This window comes from Hymenobacter sp., assembly GCF_036387835.1.
In the GTDB taxonomy this organism is placed as follows: domain Bacteria; phylum Bacteroidota; class Bacteroidia; order Cytophagales; family Hymenobacteraceae; genus Hymenobacter.
In genome coordinates this window covers 17,729-38,691 of sequence record NZ_DASVSY010000041.1, presented here as the reverse complement: position 1 = coordinate 38,691, position 20,963 = coordinate 17,729, and the positions used below count along the sequence as shown (strand labels likewise).

The following is a 20,963-nucleotide window of genomic DNA, read 5'->3' as shown; positions in this document are numbered from 1 at the left end:
CCAGGCTCGGCTTTTTTATTGTTCGCGCCTGGGCTACCTACTTCAACACCGACGCCAGCTTTGCTTCCAGAGCTTCCCCGCGCAGGTTTTTGCCGATAATACGCCCCTGCGGGTCGAGTAGAATAGAGGCGGGAATGGACTTGATGCTGTACGTTTGGCCGGCGGCACTTTCCCAGCCCTTCAGGTCGGAAACGTGCTTCCACACCAAGCCATCGGCCTGAATGGCTTTCAGCCACTTCTCGCGGTCCTGGTCGAAGCTTACACCGTAAATTTCGAAGCCTTTGCCTTTGTACTTGTTGTAGGCCTTCACCACGTTAGGATTTTCACGGCGGCAAGGTCCGCACCAACTGGCCCAAAAGTCGATCAGCACGTACTTGCCACGCAAACTGCTTAAGGCCACTGGCTTACCATCCGGAGCGGCCAGGCTGATTTCCGGGGCCTGCACGCCTACTGCCGTGGAGCGCATGGGCTCCAGCTTGGCCACCAGTGCCTTGGTATAGCGCGACTCGGGCTGAGTGGTTTTGAACACCGTGGTCATCGAGTCGGCGAAGGTAAACTGCTCGTCGGGGTTGATGAGGTTGGCCACAACGAAGCCTGATACCACCGAACCGGGATTCTGGCGCACCAATGTTTTGATGCCCTCGGTGCCGCGGGCCTGCAGGGCGTAGAATTGTTTTTCGATGCGCTGCATAGAATCGGAACGGCCAGCCTGCGCGTTCTGGTTGTAGCGCTGTTCCAGGCGGCTCATCTGCGTTTTCGACTGCAGCATGGTGCGGCTAAGTTGCTGCAGCACCTCCGAATCCTTGGAGCCTTGCACGGTATAGGTGTCGCTCAGCTTCTGCGCATCGCCGGCCAGGGAAATGTTGCTGCCATTGGCCAAGGCCACCAGCACCTGGTTTTGGTCGTTTACTTTCACTTGATACAGTCCGGCCTCTGGTACGGTGCCGGTGAACTTGAATTGACCTTTGTCGTCTACAGCGGCCGTATCGCGCGAAATAAACTGGGTGTCGCCTAGCTCGGCGAGGTATACTTTGGCGCCCGACGGCGCATTGGTGAGCTGGCCGGTGATCTGATAGCCGGTGCCGGTGGCAGCCGTGCCGGTGGTGGGCGGCGTGGCTTTGTTGCAAGCGTTGGCCATGCCCAGCACGGCCCCGATCAACAGAAAGCTTTTCATATTATGTTTCATCTCAGACAAAAGTGCCGGTTCCAGGCCAGCAGACTAGGTAGCAAGTAGCAGACTTCAAGGACGCAAGTTGCCGATTTAAGCGTGAATGCAAAAATACTTGCCGCCGGTCCTACTTACCGCCTGCTACTGAAAACCAAAAAGGCTTGCCTTAGTTCCTGGCTGAGCTACATCCTCCTGGCTCTGAGCAGTAAGGAAGCCACTTTGGCTTCCTTGCTGCTCAGGCCTACTCAGTTTTTAACTAAACATTCAATAAGTAAAAAGCACAGGCTACTGAAATAGCCTGTGCTTTCTAAAAGGCAACTACGCGGTAGTTAAGCGTCGAGCTTCTGGCGTAGCAGTTGGTTGGCGAGCTTCGGGTCGGCTTTGCCGCCGGTCAGCTTCATCAGCTCACCCATAAACATACCAGTCAACGACTTCTTACCGGCGCGATACTCAGCCACCTTGGCCGGGTTGGCGTCCAGTACCTGCTGCACCATAGCTTCCAGCGCTCCGCTGTCCTGGGGCTGCTGCAATAGTCCCTGGGCTTCGGCCGCGGCGGCCGCGGTTTGCGTGGGGTTGTCGAGCAGGTAGGGGAAGAGTTGCTTGGAGGCTACCGAGTGGCTGATCTTGTTGGCGTCGATGAGTTCAATGATGTCGGCCAGGTGCTGCGCAGTGAGCGGGAATTCCGCCATGGTGAAGGCACGCTCGTTCAGGTACGACTTCACCGAACCTTGCACCCAGTTGGCAGCGGCTTTGGCATTTGGAGTCAAGCGGGTCAGCTCGTCGAAAAACAAAGCCACATCCTTCTCCACCGTCAGCACCGAGGCATCATAGTCGGAGAGGCCTAGCTCACCGGTGAAGCGGGTGTAGAGTTGTTGCGGCAGGGCCGGCAGAGCCGCCTGTACACGGTGCAGCCAGGCATCATCAATGATTACCGGGGGCAAATCGGGCTCCGGGAAGTAGCGGTAGTCATTCATCGTTTCCTTGCTGCGCTGCCCGCCGGTGGTGCCGGTGGCCGCGTCGAAGCCGCGGGTTTCACTATCGATAACCTCGCCGCGCTCCAGCATCTCGATCTGCCGCTCGATTTCGTACTCGATGGCCCGCTGCACGTTGCGGAACGAATTCATGTTCTTCACTTCCACCTTGGTCCCGAACTTCTCGGCTCCGTGCAGCATCACCGATACGTTGGCGTCGCAGCGCAGCGAGCCTTCTTCCATGTTACCATCGCAGATTTCGAGGTACTCCACCAGCTTCTTGATTTCGGTGAGGTAGGCATAGGCTTCCTCCGAAGTCCGGATATCGGGCTCCGATACGATTTCAATCAGCGGCACGCCGGCGCGGTTCAGGTCCACGAGGGTTTCCACTTCGCCGGCCAAGTGCATGCTCTTGCCCGCATCTTCCTCCATGTGAATGCGCGTAACGCCAATTTGCTTGGTCGAGCCGTTGGAGAGGCGCACTTCCACGTGGCCTTCGTAGCAGATGGGCGTTTTGTCCTGGGTTATCTGGTAGCCCTTGGGAAGGTCGGGGTAGAAGTAGTTTTTGCGCGCAAACAGATTGTCGCGGCGGATGTGGCAGTTGGTAGCCAGACCCATTTTCATGGCGTATTCCACGGCCGTGCGGTTCACGCGGGGCAGCGTGCCGGGGTGGCCGAGCGTAATGACGCTCAGGTTGTTGTTGGGCAGCGCGCCGTACTCATTCTCGTCGGAAGAATACATTTTGCTGTGCGTGAGCAGCTGCGCGTGCACTTCAAGGCCGATGACGGGCTGGTATTTCGCTTTGATGCTTTCGTCCATACGTAGTAATTAGGCGGGTAGGCCGCCGAGGCTGCAAGTTAAAACTATCTATCCGAGAAAAAGTATCCCTTTAACAACAGCAAAAAGACCTTTCCACATCGGAACAGGTAGTGGCTTCACTCCTTGCTCCGACCTGAAAAGGTCTTTTACTGTCCTGAACGGCTAAACCTGGTCAGTAGCCAATGCGCTAAACCTAGTCGTTGAACACTGGAATGTAGGCAGCTTGGAAGTTGTTGCCGGCCTGGTTGTAAGCCGTAGACAGCTTCTGGTTCTGCGAGTTATAGAGGTTGATGAAGCCGTTGAACTTGTCGGCGTCGGCTTTGGTGAAGCTGTCTTTGCGCTCTAGCAACACTTTCATCTGGGCGGCTTGATTGGCCGCGAAAGCCGCGTAGAATTTCACCAGATTCCGGGCCGCGTCGCGGTACTGGGCGTCTTTACCGCGGAAGGGGGTAATGGACGTAAGTCCGGCCGTTGCGGCTTTGGTGTCTTCTACCAACTGCAGGCGGGCCTGCTCGAAGGCCTCTGCATTCTGCGAGTTCAGGGCATCGGTGAGGCGGGCATTGGCTTTCTCCACCCGAAACTGCGCCAAATATACTTTGTGCTGGTAGGTGTTCACCTCCGAAACTTGCCGCATGTAGTTGGCGAGGCGTTTGCCTTCCGGGTCTTCGGAAATGGTCATCTTGTGACGCTTAGCAAACCGTTGTTGGGCGGCATCCACACTGTCATTGACCACTTGCAGCTTGGCTTCGGCAGTTTCCTGGAGCTTGAAATATTGCTCCATGTTCTCGATGGTCGCCGTGCGGGTACCAGCCAGCATATCCACGGCCTTGTAGTCCTCGGAGTAGACTTTCAGCATTTGATAAAGGGCCTCAGTGGTTTGCTCTTTGAAGCCTTTGTCGTCTTCGAAAGCCGGCATCTTAGCCACCTTGTTCAATGAGGCTTCAGTTTGCTTGATCAGGTCGAGGCGCTTGGCGTCGATCTTCTTCTCGTTGTCGGAGTGGGCTGATTTGCTGATGTAACGCAGGTTTTTTTGAGCATGGCCCGCTGCTCGGCCACAATAGCATTGTTGTAAGCGCCGGGGTCAGTGAAAACTTGGGCGGTAGCACTGAGGGATAAGCCGGCCGCCAACACGGCCGTAGCAACAGTAAAAAAACGCATAAAGAAAAGGGGGAAATGAAGTTAATTGATTGTGAAAGTGACTGGCAATGTGAATACTACATCCGTTGCCTCTCCATCAAGCCGAGCAGGTTTCCAGCCTCTAAGGCTGTTCACCACGCGCAAGGCCTCCTGGTCGAGTAAGGGGTTGACGCTTTTTTTGACGTGGGCATCCTGCACCACTCCCTCACTGCTCACTACAAAATCAACAAACACTTTTCCTTGCTCCTCTTTGCGTAGCGCCTCTTTAGGGTACTTCGTGTTGCGCTGGATGGTTCCGAGCAGTTCAAGCAGCCCACCGGGGTATTCAGGGAATTGCAAATAATCGAAATAGGCAACTGGTTTACCATTCGCGGCAAAACACTCGGCTTTCACCTGCTTGCCCTGTTGGTACTCTTCCCGGCGCCGGAGCGTGCCATCGGGGTAATAGGTCAGCAACTGGCCGTGCCGCTGGTTGTTGGCGTAGTGCTCTGTGGCTTGCACCCGCCCATTTTCAAACCAGCGGGTTTGGGTGCCGTGCAACTCGTTTTTTCGCACAAGCAGATATGGTATTTCCTCTTGTTTCTGCCCATTGGCATAATACCGACTAATCGTCGCAGCTCCGTTTGCACCGCGTACGGTATCGGTACGCGACTTGAGCCCGGTGCCAAAATCAATAGCACTGTGGCTGCCTGGCTGGGCTTTGAAATACGCATTAATGGATTGAGCGGCAGCTTTCGTGTTGCTTGCCAGCAAACAACTCACTATCAATAAAATAGAATAACGCATATAAAATCTAGTACTTGATAACCTTCGGCCGGTAGTTTACTACTCAGCTAATTGGGAATTTATCTGCCGGAGAAGATGGCGGCTGTGCTGCATTACGCCGTGGTACTTGCTGATAATGCCAGGAATATTCTGCCACCTCATCAGGTAGTTCTGCATAGGATTTGAGGCTAGTACAACGGCTAGGTTATGTTGGTCTGGGGCGAGGTGCTCGTCGAGGTACCCCCCAATGTGCTGCTGCTTGTATTGCGAGTACGCATCAGCATTCAGCACGAGGTCAGGAATCAGCTCCTGATAATAGTCGAGGATGCCGTTGAGCATGTCTTCGTTTTCAATGATGTCGATTTCACCGGCCGACTTCAAGCCTTCGAAGCGTGAGTTATTCGGAATCAGGACGGTGGCGTTGCGCAGCGTCCACTGGTAATGGTTCACACTGTCGGGCCGCTGCTTGCCGGCCGCAAAGGCCAGGTAGTAGCGCAGCCCCCGCAGCTGCACCTGGTACGACCCCGAATCTCTGCTCATCTCCCGCAGGTCTTGCTGGAGGTCCTGGCGCAACCCGACCAGAAACTTCCGCTCCTTCTCACGTTCCAACGAGTGCTCGTGCCAGCTGTGCAGCTGTATAGAGAGCGTCACGGCAAACACGATAATGGCAATTTCCAGCAAAATATCGGGCAGGCGCTGCCGCCAGGTCTGCTTATGATGGCCGTGCTCTTCCATGCCCAGGGCTTTCTTACCGTGTTTTTTGATGAGGTCGACTTCAATCATGGCGCTGCGCGGCAGTATTTCGCGCAAGATAGGCAGCAGGCTATATGCCAGGCAACACCTCTGTATTCCTATACTTAAGGCATTATTTATAATGGAAGGCAATGGGCACAGTGAAGGAAACTGAAACTGCCCGACGGTTTTGGAAGCCCGGCTGCCACCGCTTGTTGTGGCCTAGCTGCTCAACAGCTTCCACAGCGGCCTTGTCAAGCGTTGAGGTTACTCCTTTTTGCACAACAACATCAGCCATCATCCCATCTGGGCGCACAATGAAGTGGATGTACACTTTGCCTTGTTCCTGCTTGCGCAACGCTGCCGCCGGATACTTGGTCGCACGGCTGATATCGGTTAGTAGTTGATCCGGTCCACCCGGATAAATAGGCATCTCTTCGGTATAGGTATACACTCCGTGCTGCGGCAACGAGAACCTATACTGGTGCCGGATTTTACCAGCTTCGGCGCATTTGTGTTGGCGTAATTCGCCGTTGCCAAATCACTCTTGGTATTCTAAACGCCGTTTCCCACCTGGAAACGATATTTCAGCCCTGCTTCGCTCGCTACCCCAAGGCCAGTAGCAGACTCGGCACCGGGCACCGCTGGCCTTGTCTTCCTGGTTTACTTCACGCAACCACTCCGGACCGTCATTTATCTGATAAATGCGAGTTTCTATAGCCTGGGGAAGCTGCCGCGTTTCTTTGCGCTGAGTGGCTTGATTTGCGGCAGGCACTGCCCGACCGTACGCGTCAAGATAGTGCACCTCACATCCCGGAAACAATGACGGGGCTGAAGCAACGCCGGAAGTACCCGGTTTGCCCCAACCCCGCAGCCAAGCCAACAGCTTGATCATATGCTTTTACACCAAGGCTTTTCCAACTAACTCCTCCGCTTTACCAATGGCGGCGCCCAACCCGGCCACGTTCTTGCCGCCAGCCGTGGCGAAAAATGGCTGCCCGCCGCCGCCGCCCTGAATTTCCTTGGCCAGCTCCCGCACCAGCGTTGATGCATTCAGCTTCCCTCCTTTGGCCAGTTCATCATCGAGCATCACGGCTAGCTGCGGCTTGCCGTCTATTTCAGCCCCGAGCACGGCTACCAGATTCGGTACGGCTTGGCGCAGGTTGAAGGCCAGGGTTTTGAGGCCATCGGCCGACGTTACCTGCACCTGGGCGGCCAGGAAGCTGACGCCGCCAAGTGGTTTCACCTGACCCATCAGTTGCTCTTTCTGCTGGTTGATGCTTTGCTGCGCGAACAACTCGATTTGCTTGCGCAGGCCAGCCGTTTCCTCGCTCAGCTTCTCGATGCTGGTTAGCAGTTGCTGCGGGTTGCCGAGGGCCTCGCGCACCTGAGCCAGTAGGTCGAGCTGCTGGTTGACGTAGCTTTCCGCAGCCTCAGCGGTTACGGCCTCAATGCGGCGCACCCCGGCGCCAACGGCGCTTTCCGCCGTGATTTTGAAGTAGCCGATGTCGCCGGTGGTACGCACGTGGGTGCCGCCGCAAAGCTCCACCGAGAAGTCTTTGTCGAAGGTGATGACGCGCACGAATTCGCCGTACTTTTCGCCGAACAAGGCCGTAGCACCTAGGTTTTTGGCATCGGCAATAGGCACGTTGCGGCGCTCATCGAGCGGGATTTGCTGACGGATTCGCTCGTTGACGATGGTTTCCACCTGCCGCAACTGATCGTCGGTAACCTTGGTGAAGTGCGAGAAGTCGAAGCGCAGCAACTTCTCGTTCACCAACGACCCCTTCTGGGCTACGTGGGTGCCTACTACATCACGCAACGCGGCTTGCAGCAAGTGCGTGGCGGTGTGGTTGCGCTCGATCTGGGCGCGGCGGGCGTGGTCGTAGCGGGCGGTAAACTCGGCGTTCAGGTCCTCGGGCAAATCCAGCACGGTATGCACGATGAGGTCGTTTTCCTTCTTGGTGTCCAGCACCCGCACCTTGCTCAACGGCGACTCCAGGTACCCCGTGTCACCAATCTGCCCACCTTGCTCGGCGTAAAACGGCGTTTGGTTGAGCACTACTTGGTACTCGGTTTTGCCTTTGCGGTCAGTACGCCGGTAACGCAGGATGCGGGCCGGCGCCTCGTCCTGGTCGTAACCCACGAACACGGGCTGCTCTTCCGAAGGCGTCACAATGGTCCAGTCGCTTTGCTCGGCTTCCTGGGCATTACGGGAGCGGTTTTTCTGGGCTTCCAGCTCTACTTTAAAGCCTTCCTCGTCTACCGTCAAGCCTTTTTCGCGGGCTATGAGAGCAGTTAGGTCGAGCGGAAACCCGAAAGTATCGGACAGTTCGAAGGCGGTTTTGCCGTCGATGCGGTTGCCGTTGGCTTTGGCGGTTTCTTCCAGCGCATCGAGGCGGCGCAGACCGGTTTCCAGTGTTTTCAGGAAGGCAATCTCTTCTTCCTCGATTACGCGCTGCACGAACTGCTGCTGCGCTTTCAACTCGGGGAAGATGTTGCGCATCTGGTCGGCTAGCACGGGTACCAGCTTATACAGAAACGGCTGCTTCTGGTTCAGCGAGGAGAAGGCGTAGCGCACAGCGCGGCGCAGAATGCGGCGGATGACGTAGCCCGCCTTGACGTTGCTCGGCAGCTGCCCATCGGCAATAGTGAAGCTAATGGTCCGAATATGGTCGGCAATAACCCGGATGGCAATGTCGGTCTTTTCGTTCTCGGTGGCGGGCTGGTCGTTGACTGTGGCGGGCGAAGTGCCGTGATATTCCAGGCCTACTTCCTTGGCAATAAACTGGATGAGCGGCTGGAAAACGTCGGTATCGTAGTTGGACTTCACGCCCGACACGGCCATCATCAACCGCTCGAAGCCCATGCCCGTATCGACGTTCTGCTGCGGCAGTTTCAGCAGCGACTTGTCGGCGCGGCGCTCGAACTCCATGAACACGTTGTTCCAGATTTCCACCACCTGTGGGTGGTCGGCATTCACCAGCTCCCGGCCCGATTTAGCGGCCACTTCCGCCTCGTCGCGCAGGTCGATGTGGATTTCGGTGCACGGACCACACGGACCCGTATCGCCCATTTCCCAGAAGTTGTCCTTTTTGTTGCCGGGCAAAATGCGCTCCTCGGCCACGTACTGGCGCCACAGGTCCTGCGTTTCGGTGTCAGGGCCGAGGCCGTCGCCTTTGTCACCCTCGAAGTACGTGACGTAGAGCCGGTCTTTGGGCAGCTGGAACACGTCGGTGAGCAGCTCCCAGGCCCAGGCAATGGCGTCTTTCTTGAAGTAGTCACCAAACGACCAGTTGCCGAGCATCTCGAACATGGTGTGGTGGTAGGTGTCGTAGCCTACCTCTTCCAGGTCGTTGTGCTTGCCCGATACGCGCAGGCACTTTTGGGTGTCGGCAATGCGCTTGAAGGGGGCGGGCTTGTTGCCGAGGAAGTAATCCTTGAACGGGGCCATGCCCGAGTTGATGAAGAGCAGCGTCGGGTCGTCCTTCACCACAATGGGCGCCGAGGGCACAATGTGGTGGCCTTTGGAAGCAAAGAAATCGAGGAATTGCTGGCGAACGTGGCTGGCGGTGGGGAGTGACATGGGCAGTAACGCCAACTTTCAGTTGGCAACTCGTAAGGGTCGTGAAACGAAACTAGCTGAACCGTTGGAATTGGCAGCAGCCGGTATTTTGGTTACTTTTCGCTGTTAAAACTAACAGTATTGTCGGCAAAGGTAGCCTACTTTATAGAAGTGAGAAATGAGAATTGAGAGCGTAAAACCTTGTGTTTGCCGGACTCACTGTATTTTCTTGCTCGTATTCTTTCTCAACTTTAATTTCTTCCTTCTAACTTCTCCACCCTAAGTTCTCAGTTCTATAATAAAATGCCCTACAAAGAGCGCGACATCGAAAAGCAATATTTCACCATTGGCGAGGTGGCCGCCCAATTCAACGTGGCCCCGTCGCTAATTCGCTTCTGGGAAACCGAGTTCGACGAGTTGCGCCCGCGCAAAAGCAAAAAGGGCAACCGCCTCTATACGCCCCAGGACATCGACATTTTCCGCACCATCTACCACCTCGTGAAGGAGCGCGGCTACACCATCCCCGGCGCCCGCGACATGATCAAGCAGAAAGGTCCGCAGCTCAAAGAGAAAATTGACGTGATTCAGAGCCTGGATAAAGTGCGCAAGTTTTTGATTACCATGAAGAAAGAACTAGACGCTATCGGCAAGACGCAAGGGTAGTTTCCCTTGTCAGAATTAAAAACTAACTCTTCTCAGATGAGGAGGAGTTGGGGGTGGTTGACCGCGGGTTGAAGCCATTTAACATCAACTTTTAGCTCTAGTTTTTCAACTACCCTCAACCCCTTCTCATCTGAGAAGGGAAGCTAATTTTAGCACCTTATTAGCATTAGAAAGTCGAGCTTGTTAGAAGTATAAGCCTTATATGATTGATTCAGATACCTTACTTTACGAAGTCGCCCTTACTCTTTTCCCTAACATCGGGCCGCAGATGACGCGGCAGTTGATGAGCTACGGCGGCTCGGCCCGCAACGTGCTGCACCTGCCGCCAGGCAGGCTGCGCAAGGTGCCGGGCGTGGGGCCGGCCACGGTGGCTATCCTGACAGGAGCCGACCGCACGGCGGCACTGAATCAAGCTGAAAGCATCCTGCGCAAAGCAGAGAAAGAAGAGGTTCGAGTGCTTTTCTACACCTCTAAGCAGTATCCTGCGCGGCTAAAGCAGATTCCTGATGCTCCCGCTCTGCTCTACTACCAAGGCACTGCCGACCTCAACCAGCCAAAAATCGTTGCCCTCGTGGGCACCCGCAAAGCCACCGATTACGGCCGGGAACAAACCGAGCGGCTGGTGCAAGGCATGGTGCAGCACCGGCCTTTGGTGGTAAGTGGCCTGGCCTATGGCATCGACATTGCGGCGCACCGAGCCGCCTTGCAGGAAGGCCTGGAAACGGTAGGCGTCATGGCTACGGGGCTGGACATTATCTACCCGCCCGCTCATCGCAAAACGGCCGAAAAGATGCGCACCCAGGGCGGTTTGCTCACCGAGTTTCCGTTCGGCACCCAGCCCGACAAATACAACTTCCCCATGAGGAACCGCATTATTGCCGGCCTTGCTGATGGCACGGTGGTAGTGGAAGCGGCCAAGAAAGGCGGCGCGCTTATCACCGCCGACCTGGCAATGGGCTATGACCGGGACGTGCTGGCCGTGCCTGGCCCGCTGGGCTCGGCGGCTTCCGAGGGCTGCCATGAGCTAATCAAGGCCAACAAAGCCGCTCTTTACTCTGAACCTCAGGATCTGGAGCAGCAGCTTAATTGGGATTCAGCCCTGCAGTTCAGCGGCAAGCATAAGAGTCCTACAATGTATGATGCTGCGGATTTTACGCCAGTCGAATTCAGCATAATTGAGGTACTGCAAGCCACCAAAGAAGCGCATATCGATAACCTAGCGTGGAAAACGCAGTTACCTATGCACCAGGTAGCCTCCCTTCTCCTCGGCCTTGAATTTAAAAATGTAGTAAAGGCGCTGCCGGGTAAGCGGTTCACCTTGCTGTAAGTTACTGTGGTTGCTTCTCTCAAGCAACAGGCGGGTTTTCTCATGGAAAGCAGCGACGAGCAGCTACTAAACGGTAACTAGTAAATAAAAACTGACATATCAAGAAATGCTCCTCTACAACGGTCAGTTGCTGTTAGATGAAGATTTTGCGCTGACTCTGCCAAATCGGGGATTATTTTTCAATGATGGCTTCTTCGAGACACTGGTGTGGGCAAACGGCGGCATCCGCTACCTACCGCACCACGTGGCTCGGATGCAACGTGCCGCTGCTGCCTTGGGCCTTGCGCTGCCGCCCGAGTTGGCCACGGCCGAAAGCTTGACGTACACATTAGGCCAACTGACAACCGGCAACGCTCACCGCCTCCGACTGCAGCTCTGGCGTAGCGGGGGCGGCTTGTACGCCCCCGAAACCACAGAGTGTAGCTGGCTGGCTACAGCGCGCCCTTTTCAACCCAATGATGCGCCGCTAGCTACGGCTGGTTTCGCCGAAACTGTGCAAACCCGGATGTCGCCGGTTTCTTTCTGCAAAGGGCCCGAAAGCCTGACGTACGTACTAGCCGCCCGGGAAAGAGCTCAACGTAGCCTCGACGAACTGCTTTTGCTGGATACCACTGGCCACGTAGCCGAAACCGTATCGGCAGCCATCTTCTGGATAGCTGATAACTGCTTATTTACGCCGGCCTTGGCTACAGGATGCGTGGCGGGGGTGCGGCGGGCCCATTTGCTACAGGTAGCTACGAAACACGGATTGGAATGCGAAGAAGGCCTGTTTCAACCCACGGTTTTGCTGCAAGCTGAAACTGTATTCACTGCCAATGTGGCCGGTATTCGGGTGCTAAACCGCGTGGGTGAGGTAGAGTGGACAACCGGGTCCTCGCTCTTAGTCTCTATCCGGGCTTGGGAGGCGGGGCAGTAGATAATTGGGGTGCAGCGGCCGCCCGCACAACACCTGCCAACTCTCTTTGAATTCGTTTATATCTTCTTCCGTTACGTCATTGAGGCGCAGGATTTCAAGCCTGTCCTGCGCGTTACTGGCTAGGGAATACAAAGCAATCAAGGCTCGATGCCGACGGGAGAGCGGACTTGGGTTTGTGCAAGATAGTGCAATGGAGTTCATGACTGGTAAGGTACACAGCTGTATTATATTTTGCACTATTTTACTTGTATTGAATTTTTCTAATAATACAGCAGGCGGCCTTTAAATCAATTAACTGCTTTACAGACTGCATATTACACAAACTCCATGCTACACAAGATAGTAGCTACAATTGTAACTTGCACATCACTCCTGGCTATCAATAGACTAGCAAGCAAAAATATCAACCTTTATATAGTGCAATTAAACTGCCACAGAAGCTTTAATAGCTGGCCACGACTCGTAGTTTTCCAATTGAAAATCTTCAAACTGAAAAGCGAACAGGTCTTTTACCTCGGGGTTGAGGCGCATGTGGGGCAACGGATGCGGTTCCCGGCTGAGCTGGAGGCGAGCCTGTTCTAAGTGGTTGCTGTAGAGGTGGGTATCGCCGCCGGTCCAAATGAACTCGCCGGGCTGCAGGCCGGTTACCTGCGCCATCATAAGGGTGAGCAGGGCGTAGGAGGCAATATTGAAAGGCACACCCAGGAACACGTCGGCGGAGCGCTGGTAGAGCTGGCAGGAAAGTTTGCCATCGGCCACGTAGAACTGGAACAGGGCGTGGCAGGGCGTGAGGCGCATTTGGGGCAGGTCGGCCACGTTCCAGGCCGATACTACCATGCGCCGTGAATCGGGTTGGGTACGGAGCAGGCGCACCATTTCGGCTATCTGGTCGATGCTTTGGCCGTCGGGGGCTTGCCAGCTGCGCCACTGCTGGCCGTAGATGGGGCCAAGGCTGCCGTCGGCGTCGGCCCACTCCCGCCAGATTTTCACGCCTACTTCTTCCAGAGAGTTGTTGTTGGTATCGCCTTTCAAGAACCAGAGTAGTTCGTGAATGATGCTCTTCAGGTGCACCTTTTTGGTGGTGACCAGCGGGAAGCCCTGCGCCAGGCCGAACCGCATCTGGTAACCGAATACGGAGAGCGTGCCGGTGCCGGTACGGTCGGTTTTGCGGGTGCCGTGGTCGAGGATATGCTGAACGAGGTCGAGATACTGGCGCATGGTGAGGGAGCATATTGAGATTGTACTTCAAAAGTAAAGAAAGTAGTCCGTGGCTCCTGTGTCGCTTCAATCTCAAATTTATTTAGGTGTGATTTCCGTTAGATCCAGATAGTAATACTTTTGTCCTCCTATTCCTGGTTTCGCTGAACCGGTGTAGGATCGATAGTTGCCACTGAACTTCACTTCCAATCCTACCTGTTGCAGATTATCAGGCAGCGAACAAACGATGCCAATATATTGACTATCGAACGTACCAGGCACAGAGTACACAACTGCAAAGCGCTGCTCAGTTTGGTCGAAAACCACCCTTCCGTCAGCCTTAGATACTGTATAAGTTATCGTTGTCGTGAAACAGCCAGAAGGCGCAACGTCTCCATCAGGCGCAACGTCACCATCTCGCTTACAGCTGGCAAGTGTGGCAAGCAGCGTGATTGCCCAAAAGAGGAGAATGTTTTTCATGAAGGTTAAGGCAATAACTTGGGGTTGGCACTAAAGTCAGGAGCTACTTGAGCTTCAATTAGTTGCAAGTGCTTAAAAATAAATTCGAATCCATGTAAACCCGTAACAGCCGCCCGAGTGAGGCGGCTGTTACGGGTTTATAGCAGTCAGTAGACTTGTTCCTGCATTAGGAAAGTCTATAAGAACGTTCTGCTTGCTCTCGCGTCCGCTGGTCGACGCCTCGCTCCCGCTTCGGTGAACGGTGCAGGCGAAGCGGGAGCAATGCGACGACCAGCTCCGCATAACGTTCTTTTTCCAAAGAATCTAATATGGGAACAAGTCTATTGAGTTAAATCCGCTTACCGCTTGCTGATTTTGTTTCTTGAAATACTTCGCTGGCGGCTGCACCTGAAGGCATCTATTTCCTCGGCTCGCAAGGCGCGGTGCTTGGTGCTGCGGCCACTCATGCGCTTACGCCACATCTGAAATGAAGTGAGCTTCATTTCGCGCCGCATTAAGGCAATAACGTCTTTTTCAGTTAAACCAAACTGCGTTTCGATGGCCTCGAACGGCGTGCGGTCTTCCCACCCCATTTCAATAATCCGGTCGATATCGGCGGCGGAGAGATGCTGCAAGGGTGAAGATTCGTTGGTCATATGGCGCTAATTGATAGGAAGTCCCCGGCATTTTCTCGGGCTTACAGGGCCGCGGGTTGCAGGAATATCATTCCAACAAACTTCCGGCTGATTTGTCCGCTTCTCCAGCATTCCCTGCCCCTGCTGACGCGAGTTTAGCGCCGCGTAACTCGTGCCTGTTATGACAGGAGGTTGCGCCTCCTCTGCTAATTAAACTCATCGCCAGTATCCCTCCAGTCACTGATCAGTACTCCCCGCCACCTTCCGCTCTCAGCATATTGCTTCGCAACCTGCCCCCTTTCCTTTAGAAAATGACGCAGATACCGTTTCAGCACTATCCTATCTACTAGTTTGCCCAACCAACCTAACGGCGACTCAAAAGCAAACACATCACGCATCAACGTTTGCGCACCTTTTGCAGCATAATGGTGCTCGTGGCGCATCTGTTTGAAAGCTCCCTGCTGCATAACGTCACAGAAGTAAGAGGGGGCGTTTAGCTCTGTTATTTTGCTAGTAAGCTTCTGCCAGATGCCAAAGTGCCGAGCCCGAAAAGTAACTGAATCGCCGAGTTGCAGTACACCGCTGCATATCCCGCCGACAATTTGTTCCTGCGTCTGCTGAGTGGAAATGGTATGTAAATCGACGCTTAGAGCGAGTTGAAAGCAGATGTGTTGCGGGGCGTTGATGTAGGTGCAAACTTCAATGACCGACATGCATACATGCTTACTCATATTTGTAAGTATGCACGAATTCCTCTTCTGTTGAAATAGCAGCAGGTTCAAACTTCAGTTGACGTAATAAAAAGTCAACCTGCTGAACCATAGCCTCACGCCCAGCTGCGCCTTCCGGAATTGTATTTTCTATCACTGTGGTGCCGACTACCCGACCAGCCGCATTTACAACTAGCCGTATGGCAACTCTTCCTTCCGTTTCTGCTCCTAAGGCGTCACTCGGGTAACGAAACACCTTTCTAGCGTATTCGTAGTATTTAATATCCTCAGCCACCATTTTCTTCTCTTTTATGCGCTGGCCGAGACCTCGGCGCAAAGGAGGCACCTCGGCCGCGCTAGCAACAATTCTCAGTGAATCCTGACGCGCTTTAGTCTGCATTAGCTGACTGCCTCGTTGCTTACCAGACGTGGTTGGTGTTGGCTTTGCTACTGATTGCGCTTCCCAACGGTTGAATGACGTCTGTGCCAAAGCTTTACTGCCTGTTAGCAAAAGCACTAACAATACTAATTTATACCACCTCATTCTATTCAAGTTTAAAATAACATCCGCCTTGGATATTACTAGAACGAAGAGGATTTACATTTATTTGCCGCCTGCTATACACTTGTATTCCTGCCGTATTTCGCTTAGCATTACCTACTTACCGTTGCATTCAGTTTCTTGAGGTGCTCCACGGCCCCGGCATTCTTCGGATTCAGGATCAACGACTGCTTGTAGTTGCTGATGGCAAGCGCGTTGTTGCCATCCATCTCGTAGGCTTCTGCTAGGCTGTCGTACGGGTTCCAGCTGTCAGGATAAAGGCTGACGTTCAATTTAAACAGCTCGATAGCTTGTTTGACTTTCCCTTCCCGGGCTACTTTATAGCCCCATTCATTGATGTAGTTTTCGGTTAAGTGCAATTCGGGATGCTGTTGCTTGACTGCTTTATACGCGTCGAGGACCTGGCTGTACTTGTGGGTTTGCAGGCTGCTTCGCAAGGCTTGCAGGCCGGGTGGCACGCCGTAAAAGCCTTCTACTATATGCGCTGCCAAAACCTGCAGCTGCCCCTGCGTCTCCCTGTCCGACTCGTTGGACAACACGACGATGCCGAAGCCTAGCTCAGGATAAAAAACACAGTAGCTGGCAAAGCCAAAAGTGCCGCCCGTATGTTGAAATTTCCGCTTGTTGTCAACGGTTTTTTCAAGATCCCAATTCAGGCTGATGGCTTCTTCCTCGATATTCCCCCACGTAGGCTGGTGGCTTAAGGCTACTGCTTTATCGGCTTCGGTGAGCTGATGCGCCAAGTACTTTACCATGTCGGCGGCACTATAGCGCAAGCCACCCGACGCCTCCACCTTATCCAGCGAGTGATAAGGCATTCTGATTCCGTTTTCGTTGTAGCCGACGGCCAACGCTTTCATGTTGCTGGCTGAGGCAGTAAAACTTTTCATCTGCAGCGGCTTATCGATGTACTTCTCGACTAGCTTCTCGTAAGGCAGCCGGTAAACAGTCGCCATAATATCGGCCAGGAGCCGGGCGCCAACATTGGAATGGCGAGGCATAAGGCCCGGAACCGTGTCCAGCTTGACGGTGTGCAGGTCGTTGTAGAAGTTTTGCTTGGTGTAGGTTTTGTCGGCTCTGCCGAGGATAAACGGGATGGAATCGGGCGGCGCTTGTTGGATGAGGCTGGTTCGGTCCGGCAAATTATCGGGCAGGGCGGACGTGGTGCTGGCCAGATCAACCAGTTTGATGGGCTTGCCCGCGTAAGCTAAGTTAGGATAAGCCCCGTCCATATACTTGCGGATATCATCGTCTAGCTTCACCCGTTTCTCTTCCACGGCCTGCGCCAGCAGTAGGCTCGTGAAGGTTTTGCTGATCGAGCCGATTTCGTAGATGGTGTTTTGGGTTGGTGCCTTGCTCGTGCCTTTCTCGGTGGTGCCGAAGTTGTAAAAATAGGTTTGGCCCTTCTTAACAATGCCAATGGAAAGTCCTACGCGAATTGGCTGTTTTATGAAGGCCTCTCCCTCCTGCCGCACAACCAAGTCGAGTTGATTTTTGGCATTGCCGCTCGCCGCGGGCAACTTGGATTGTCCGGCTGCGAGTTGAACAATCGACACGAACAGGCAGGTGAGCCGAGTACCGCGGTTTGCATTCATAAAGGATTGGTTTTTGCGGGACACTTATGATTTGCAGGAAGGTTACGAGTTGAAGCTTGTATTTCAACAAATACGCTGCCACAGTACCTCAAGCCCCTTTCTCAATTGAAAACAGCAAGTAAACGAACGAGGTAGAGACGCCACACTTGGCGTCTCGTCGTTGCTGACGTTGTTTAAGTGTCTGTAGCGCGAAGCCTCAGCTTCGCGCCTCGTTGCGGAAGTTGAACGACCGGAACTGGCACACCGCAACGACTTCGTTCAACGGTACGCGAAGCGCAGGCTTCGCGCTACAGCCTTCAACACGGGAAACTGCTTTAGGCAGGTCGTTCAACGACGAGACGCCAAGTGTGGCGTCTCTACCTCATTTGGGACCCGGTAAACTATTTTATAAACGCAAAGCCGCTATTCTCAATGAATAGCGGCTTTGCGTTTATGGAGCGCGTAATACTCTACAGCGCTTTTACAGCGGGCGTTACGGCTGCGGTTTTAGCGCCTTTCTTCATGCAGCACGAGCCGCCCATGGCAGTTTTCTGCGCGGCCGAGCACTCGGTTTTAGCGGTGGCTTTCTTGCCTTTTTTGGCGTCTTTGTCGCCGTGGGCGGAGGCGGTGCCTACAAAGGCAAACAGGGCGAGGGCGAGCAGAGCGTTTTTCATGAGGAGCATAGTAACAAAAGTGGAAACAAAACGAGGAAAACGGCGGTTGGCATCTCTGTGCCTTAAACTCGGCGGCCGCTGAATCTAAGGTAGCAAAAAGGCAGTAAAAGTTGCGCGAAGCTCCAGCTTCGCGCGTCGTTACACGTTTCTTGTTGCAACCACGCGCTTTCCGTCGTTCAACGATTCACCGAGCTGGAGCTTGGTGGTGCCCTCTATGCCGCTTCGCAAATTAAGTTACAGTGTTCTGGTAGCCCTAGCTCTAGTGTCGGGGCTGGCCTTGTTCTTCGTGGCGCAGCTGCGCTTCAACTACAATTTCAACGACTTCTACCCCGCCGGCGACCCGGACCTCGACTACTATCAGCAGTACTCGGCCCGCTTCGGCAACGACAACGACTACGTGCTGCTCGGCCTGGAATCCCCGCCCGGCCAGACCGTGTTCGAGCCCAAGTTTCTAACCCGGGTCGATTCGCTGACGCGCTTTATCGGGCAGCGGCGGCACGTGACGCAGGTTTCGTCGCCTACTACGGCCAGCAACCCGGTGGTCGAGGGTTTGGGCGTGTTCAACATTCCGTATCTGCGGCCCAACGACCCGAGCCGCCGGGCGCAGGATTCAACTTTGATATACCGTACGCCAGGGCTGGTAGGCAACCTGATTTCGCGGGATGCCCGCGCCGTAACCATTCTCTTCCAAACCTCCCCCAACCTCAGCAAACCGCCCGGCGACTCGCTGCTGGCGGCGGTGCGCACCGAGTTGAAGCGCCAGGGTTTCGCGGAAAACCAGTACCACATGGCCGGCAAGATGGTGGCCCAATCGGTGTTTGTGGACCGGCTGCAGATGGAGCTGATGGTGTTTATGAGCCTTTCGGTGGTGCTCGTGACGGGGCTGCTCTGGCTCACGTTCCGCACGTGGTGGGGCGTGGTGCTGCCGCTGGTGGTGGTGCTGGGCGCTATTCTGTGGGGCCTGGGGCTGATGAGTGCCTGCGGCATCAGCATCGACCTGATGACGGCTTTGCTGCCGGTGATGCTGTTCGTGGTGGGCATGTCGGATACCATTCACATCATCACGCGCTACGTGACCGAGCTCGGCTACGGGGCCTCCAAGAAAGATTCACTGTGGATTGCCCTCAAGGAATCGGGGTTTGGCTCGGGGCTTTCGGCCCTGACGACCAGCATCGGCTTCTTCACACTGATGACCAGCACCATTCGGCCGATTTACAATTTTGGGCTCTTTACGGGCATCGCCGTGCTGCTCACGTTTGCGCTCAGCTTCACGTTGCTACCGGCTATGCTGCTGCTGCTGCGCAAGCCGCAGCTGCGGATACCACGCCAGGAAGGCCACAGCTGGGACGGGGTACTCGGCAAGCTGTTTCGGCGGGTGCTGGCGCGGCGGCAATGGATAGTAGGCATCAGCGCGCTGCTGCTCATCGGCTCGGTGGCCTCAGCTTCGCGCATCCGCATCAACTCGGCCTTGCTCGACGACCTGTCCAAGAACGACCCGGTGAAGCTGGATTTCCAGTTTTTCGAGCGGCAGTTTGCCGGCGTGCGACCTTTCGAGCTGGATTTGAAGCCGGCACCGGGCCGCACCATCTACGACTTGGCGGTGCTGCACGAAACCGAAGAAATTGAAACGTATCTAACCGAGAAGTTTGGGTTGAACTTCGTGGCCTCGCCGGTTACCCTGGTGAAGTCGGTGCGCAAGGCCCTAAACGGCGGCTTGCTCAGCGAATACCGCCTGCCCGAATCGGAGGCGGAGCTGCGCCGCATCACCAGCAAAATCAAGCTATTTCGGAAGAAGCCGGAGTTTCGGGCGCTGGTGCTGCCCGATGGCTCGGAAGGCCGCCTGACGGGCCGCATGCCCGACGTCGGCAGCATCCGGGCCGATAAGCTCAACGCCGACCTGCGCACGTTTCTGCGCCAGAATACCGATGCCAGCATTTTGCAAACCCGCCTCACCGGCTCGGCCAACCTCATCGACAAAAACAACGAGAACCTGACGCTGAACATGATAACGGGCATGACCATCGATATTGTGATGGTGACGCTCATCGTGCTGGCCTTGTTCCGGAGCTTGCGCATGACGCTGGTGGTGCTGATTCCGAACCTGGTACCCATCCTGATTGTAGCGGGCGTGATGGGGCTGGCGGGCGTGAGCATGAAGGTGAGCACCAGCATCATTTTCACCATTGCCTTCGGTATTGCCGTCGATGATACCATTCACTTTATCAGCAAGCTCAAGCTGACGCTGCTCAAGGAGCCCAACCTGTTCAAAGCCGTACGCCACACGTATCTGCTGGCGGGCAAGGCGGTTATTGTCACCTCGTTGATATTGGTGGGCGGCTTCTCTACGCTGATCTTCTCGTCGTTTGATGGCACGTTCTACGTGGGTTTGCTTATCGGCCTCACGCTGCTATTTGGGGTGGTGGCCGAGCTGACGTTGCTGCCGATTCTAATTCTAGGGTTCTATCGGCATCGGCCCAAGGAAATTCGGCAGCCGGTACCAGCTTTGGGGGGATAAGAAATTTTAATTACCGAAGACGTACTTTGGAAGCGGCCCGCTTTCTACACCAGATACGGGGCCGTTCACTCGCTTCGTGAAATACGCCTGAGCCGGCCCTATTCGTCTCCTGTTTTCTTGCTAGCCTTATGCTGACCCGTGACCAGTTGAAAAGAAAAGCGGCCCTGCGAATGATTTTCAGTTATGGCGGCCGGCTGTTACAGATCGTACTGACTCCGTTTTTAGCGTACTGGTTTGTAAATTGGTTTCGGGGCGACGAATTGGTAGAGGTAACCCCCGCTACGACGTTGCAGGGCCAGATAACCAAATGCGATGTGAACCGCCAGCACTATTACTGGTATCTCAACAACGAGCCAGTGCGCTACGACTTATGGTCGTTTGTGGCGGGCGACTCGGCTACGCTTCGCATGCAAAAGCAGTTGGAAGCTCGAGCCGACCCCGATTACTACTACAACACGCTAGCCTACTACCTCAAAACCGGCGCGCGGCTACGAAAAAAGGCTAATTCACGCCTCATAACTGTGGTGCAGGATAATAAAGTTACGGTGTGGACGTACGAGCAGTAGCTGCTTGT

At 54.8% G+C, this 20,963-nt stretch carries 20 protein-coding genes; 5 read left to right on the top strand and 15 right to left on the bottom strand.

Annotation, left to right across the window (positions count from 1 at the left end; all coding sequences use genetic code 11):
- Positions 1-37: 37 nt before the first annotated feature.
- The 8 genes from VF639_RS08430 to alaS all read right to left on the bottom strand — a co-directional run bounded on the left by VF639_RS08430 (position 38) and on the right by alaS (position 9,178).
- Positions 38-1,174 carry a TlpA disulfide reductase family protein gene (locus VF639_RS08430; protein ID WP_331145453.1) on the bottom strand — a complete coding sequence of 379 codons (1,137 nt, stop codon included), beginning with the start codon at positions 1,172-1,174 and terminating at the stop codon, positions 38-40.
- 323 nt (positions 1,175-1,497) lie between these two features.
- Entirely contained in the window at positions 1,498-2,958 is a 1,461-nt protein-coding gene (gatB, locus tag VF639_RS08425) for an Asp-tRNA(Asn)/Glu-tRNA(Gln) amidotransferase subunit GatB (protein ID WP_331145452.1), read from the bottom strand.
- A gap of 193 nt (positions 2,959-3,151) precedes the next feature.
- On the bottom strand, positions 3,152-3,937 hold the full coding sequence (locus tag VF639_RS08420; protein ID WP_414654688.1) for an LIC11966 family surface protein: 786 nt from the start codon (positions 3,935-3,937) through the stop codon (positions 3,152-3,154).
- Positions 3,913-4,116: a hypothetical protein gene (locus VF639_RS08415; protein ID WP_331145450.1), complete on the bottom strand. Its 204-nt coding sequence runs from the start codon at positions 4,114-4,116 to the stop codon at positions 3,913-3,915. Before VF639_RS08415 ends, VF639_RS08420 begins: the two co-directional genes overlap by 25 nt.
- A 21-nt stretch (positions 4,117-4,137) precedes the next feature.
- Positions 4,138-4,881: a TonB family protein gene (locus VF639_RS08410; protein WP_331145449.1), complete on the bottom strand. Its 744-nt coding sequence runs from the start codon at positions 4,879-4,881 to the stop codon at positions 4,138-4,140.
- A gap of 39 nt (positions 4,882-4,920) precedes the next feature.
- Complete coding sequence (locus VF639_RS08405) at positions 4,921-5,670, bottom strand: hypothetical protein (RefSeq protein WP_331145448.1); 750 nt, start codon at positions 5,668-5,670, stop codon at positions 4,921-4,923.
- Positions 5,671-5,725: 55 nt separating this feature from the next.
- Positions 5,726-6,046: an energy transducer TonB gene (locus VF639_RS08400; protein WP_331145447.1), complete on the bottom strand. Its 321-nt coding sequence runs from the start codon at positions 6,044-6,046 to the stop codon at positions 5,726-5,728.
- A 447-nt stretch (positions 6,047-6,493) separates the two neighbouring features.
- Positions 6,494-9,178 carry an alanine--tRNA ligase gene (gene alaS, locus VF639_RS08395; protein WP_331145446.1) on the bottom strand — a complete coding sequence of 895 codons (2,685 nt, stop codon included), beginning with the start codon at positions 9,176-9,178 and terminating at the stop codon, positions 6,494-6,496.
- 282 nt (positions 9,179-9,460) lie between these two features.
- Between alaS and VF639_RS08390 the strand changes: the two genes are divergently transcribed.
- The 3 genes from VF639_RS08390 (at position 9,461) to VF639_RS08380 (ending at position 12,063) form a co-directional block, all read left to right on the top strand.
- Positions 9,461-9,820 carry a MerR family transcriptional regulator gene (locus VF639_RS08390; protein WP_331145445.1) on the top strand — a complete coding sequence of 120 codons (360 nt, stop codon included), beginning with the start codon at positions 9,461-9,463 and terminating at the stop codon, positions 9,818-9,820.
- A gap of 202 nt (positions 9,821-10,022) precedes the next feature.
- Complete coding sequence (gene dprA, locus VF639_RS08385; RefSeq protein WP_331145444.1) at positions 10,023-11,147, top strand: DNA-processing protein DprA; 1,125 nt, start codon at positions 10,023-10,025, stop codon at positions 11,145-11,147.
- Positions 11,148-11,253: 106 nt separating this feature from the next.
- The gene (locus tag VF639_RS08380; protein ID WP_331145443.1) at positions 11,254-12,063 is read left to right on the top strand and encodes an aminotransferase class IV; all 810 of its coding nucleotides are present in this window, start codon (positions 11,254-11,256) and stop codon (positions 12,061-12,063) included.
- Positions 12,064-12,486: 423 nt separating this feature from the next.
- Here VF639_RS08380 and VF639_RS08375 read toward each other — a convergent pair whose 3' ends face one another.
- The 7 genes from VF639_RS08375 to VF639_RS08345 all read right to left on the bottom strand — a co-directional run bounded on the left by VF639_RS08375 (position 12,487) and on the right by VF639_RS08345 (position 17,874).
- Positions 12,487-13,281, bottom strand: coding sequence for a thymidylate synthase (locus VF639_RS08375; protein ID WP_331145442.1), 795 nt, complete (start codon positions 13,279-13,281; stop codon positions 12,487-12,489).
- Between the two features lie 78 nt (positions 13,282-13,359).
- A complete protein-coding gene (locus tag VF639_RS08370; RefSeq protein WP_331145441.1) occupies positions 13,360-13,740 on the bottom strand; it encodes a hypothetical protein in 381 nt (126 codons plus the stop codon).
- A gap of 338 nt (positions 13,741-14,078) precedes the next feature.
- Positions 14,079-14,375 carry a TIGR03643 family protein gene (locus VF639_RS08365; RefSeq protein WP_331145440.1) on the bottom strand — a complete coding sequence of 99 codons (297 nt, stop codon included), beginning with the start codon at positions 14,373-14,375 and terminating at the stop codon, positions 14,079-14,081.
- A gap of 185 nt (positions 14,376-14,560) precedes the next feature.
- A complete protein-coding gene (locus VF639_RS08360) occupies positions 14,561-15,067 on the bottom strand; it encodes an SRPBCC family protein (protein WP_331145439.1) in 507 nt (168 codons plus the stop codon).
- 10 nt (positions 15,068-15,077) lie between these two features.
- A complete protein-coding gene (locus VF639_RS08355; RefSeq protein WP_331145438.1) occupies positions 15,078-15,608 on the bottom strand; it encodes an energy transducer TonB in 531 nt (176 codons plus the stop codon).
- A 110-nt stretch (positions 15,609-15,718) separates the two neighbouring features.
- Positions 15,719-17,221 carry a serine hydrolase gene (locus VF639_RS08350; protein WP_331145437.1) on the bottom strand — a complete coding sequence of 501 codons (1,503 nt, stop codon included), beginning with the start codon at positions 17,219-17,221 and terminating at the stop codon, positions 15,719-15,721.
- A 449-nt stretch (positions 17,222-17,670) separates the two neighbouring features.
- Complete coding sequence (locus VF639_RS08345; protein ID WP_331145436.1) at positions 17,671-17,874, bottom strand: hypothetical protein; 204 nt, start codon at positions 17,872-17,874, stop codon at positions 17,671-17,673.
- Between the two features lie 214 nt (positions 17,875-18,088).
- Between VF639_RS08345 and VF639_RS08340 the strand changes: the two genes are divergently transcribed.
- Both VF639_RS08340 and VF639_RS08335 read left to right on the top strand, forming a co-directional pair.
- Positions 18,089-20,389 carry an efflux RND transporter permease subunit gene (locus VF639_RS08340; protein WP_331145435.1) on the top strand — a complete coding sequence of 767 codons (2,301 nt, stop codon included), beginning with the start codon at positions 18,089-18,091 and terminating at the stop codon, positions 20,387-20,389.
- A gap of 128 nt (positions 20,390-20,517) precedes the next feature.
- Entirely contained in the window at positions 20,518-20,955 is a 438-nt protein-coding gene (locus tag VF639_RS08335; RefSeq protein ID WP_331145434.1) for a hypothetical protein, read from the top strand.
- Positions 20,956-20,963 lie beyond the last annotated feature (8 nt).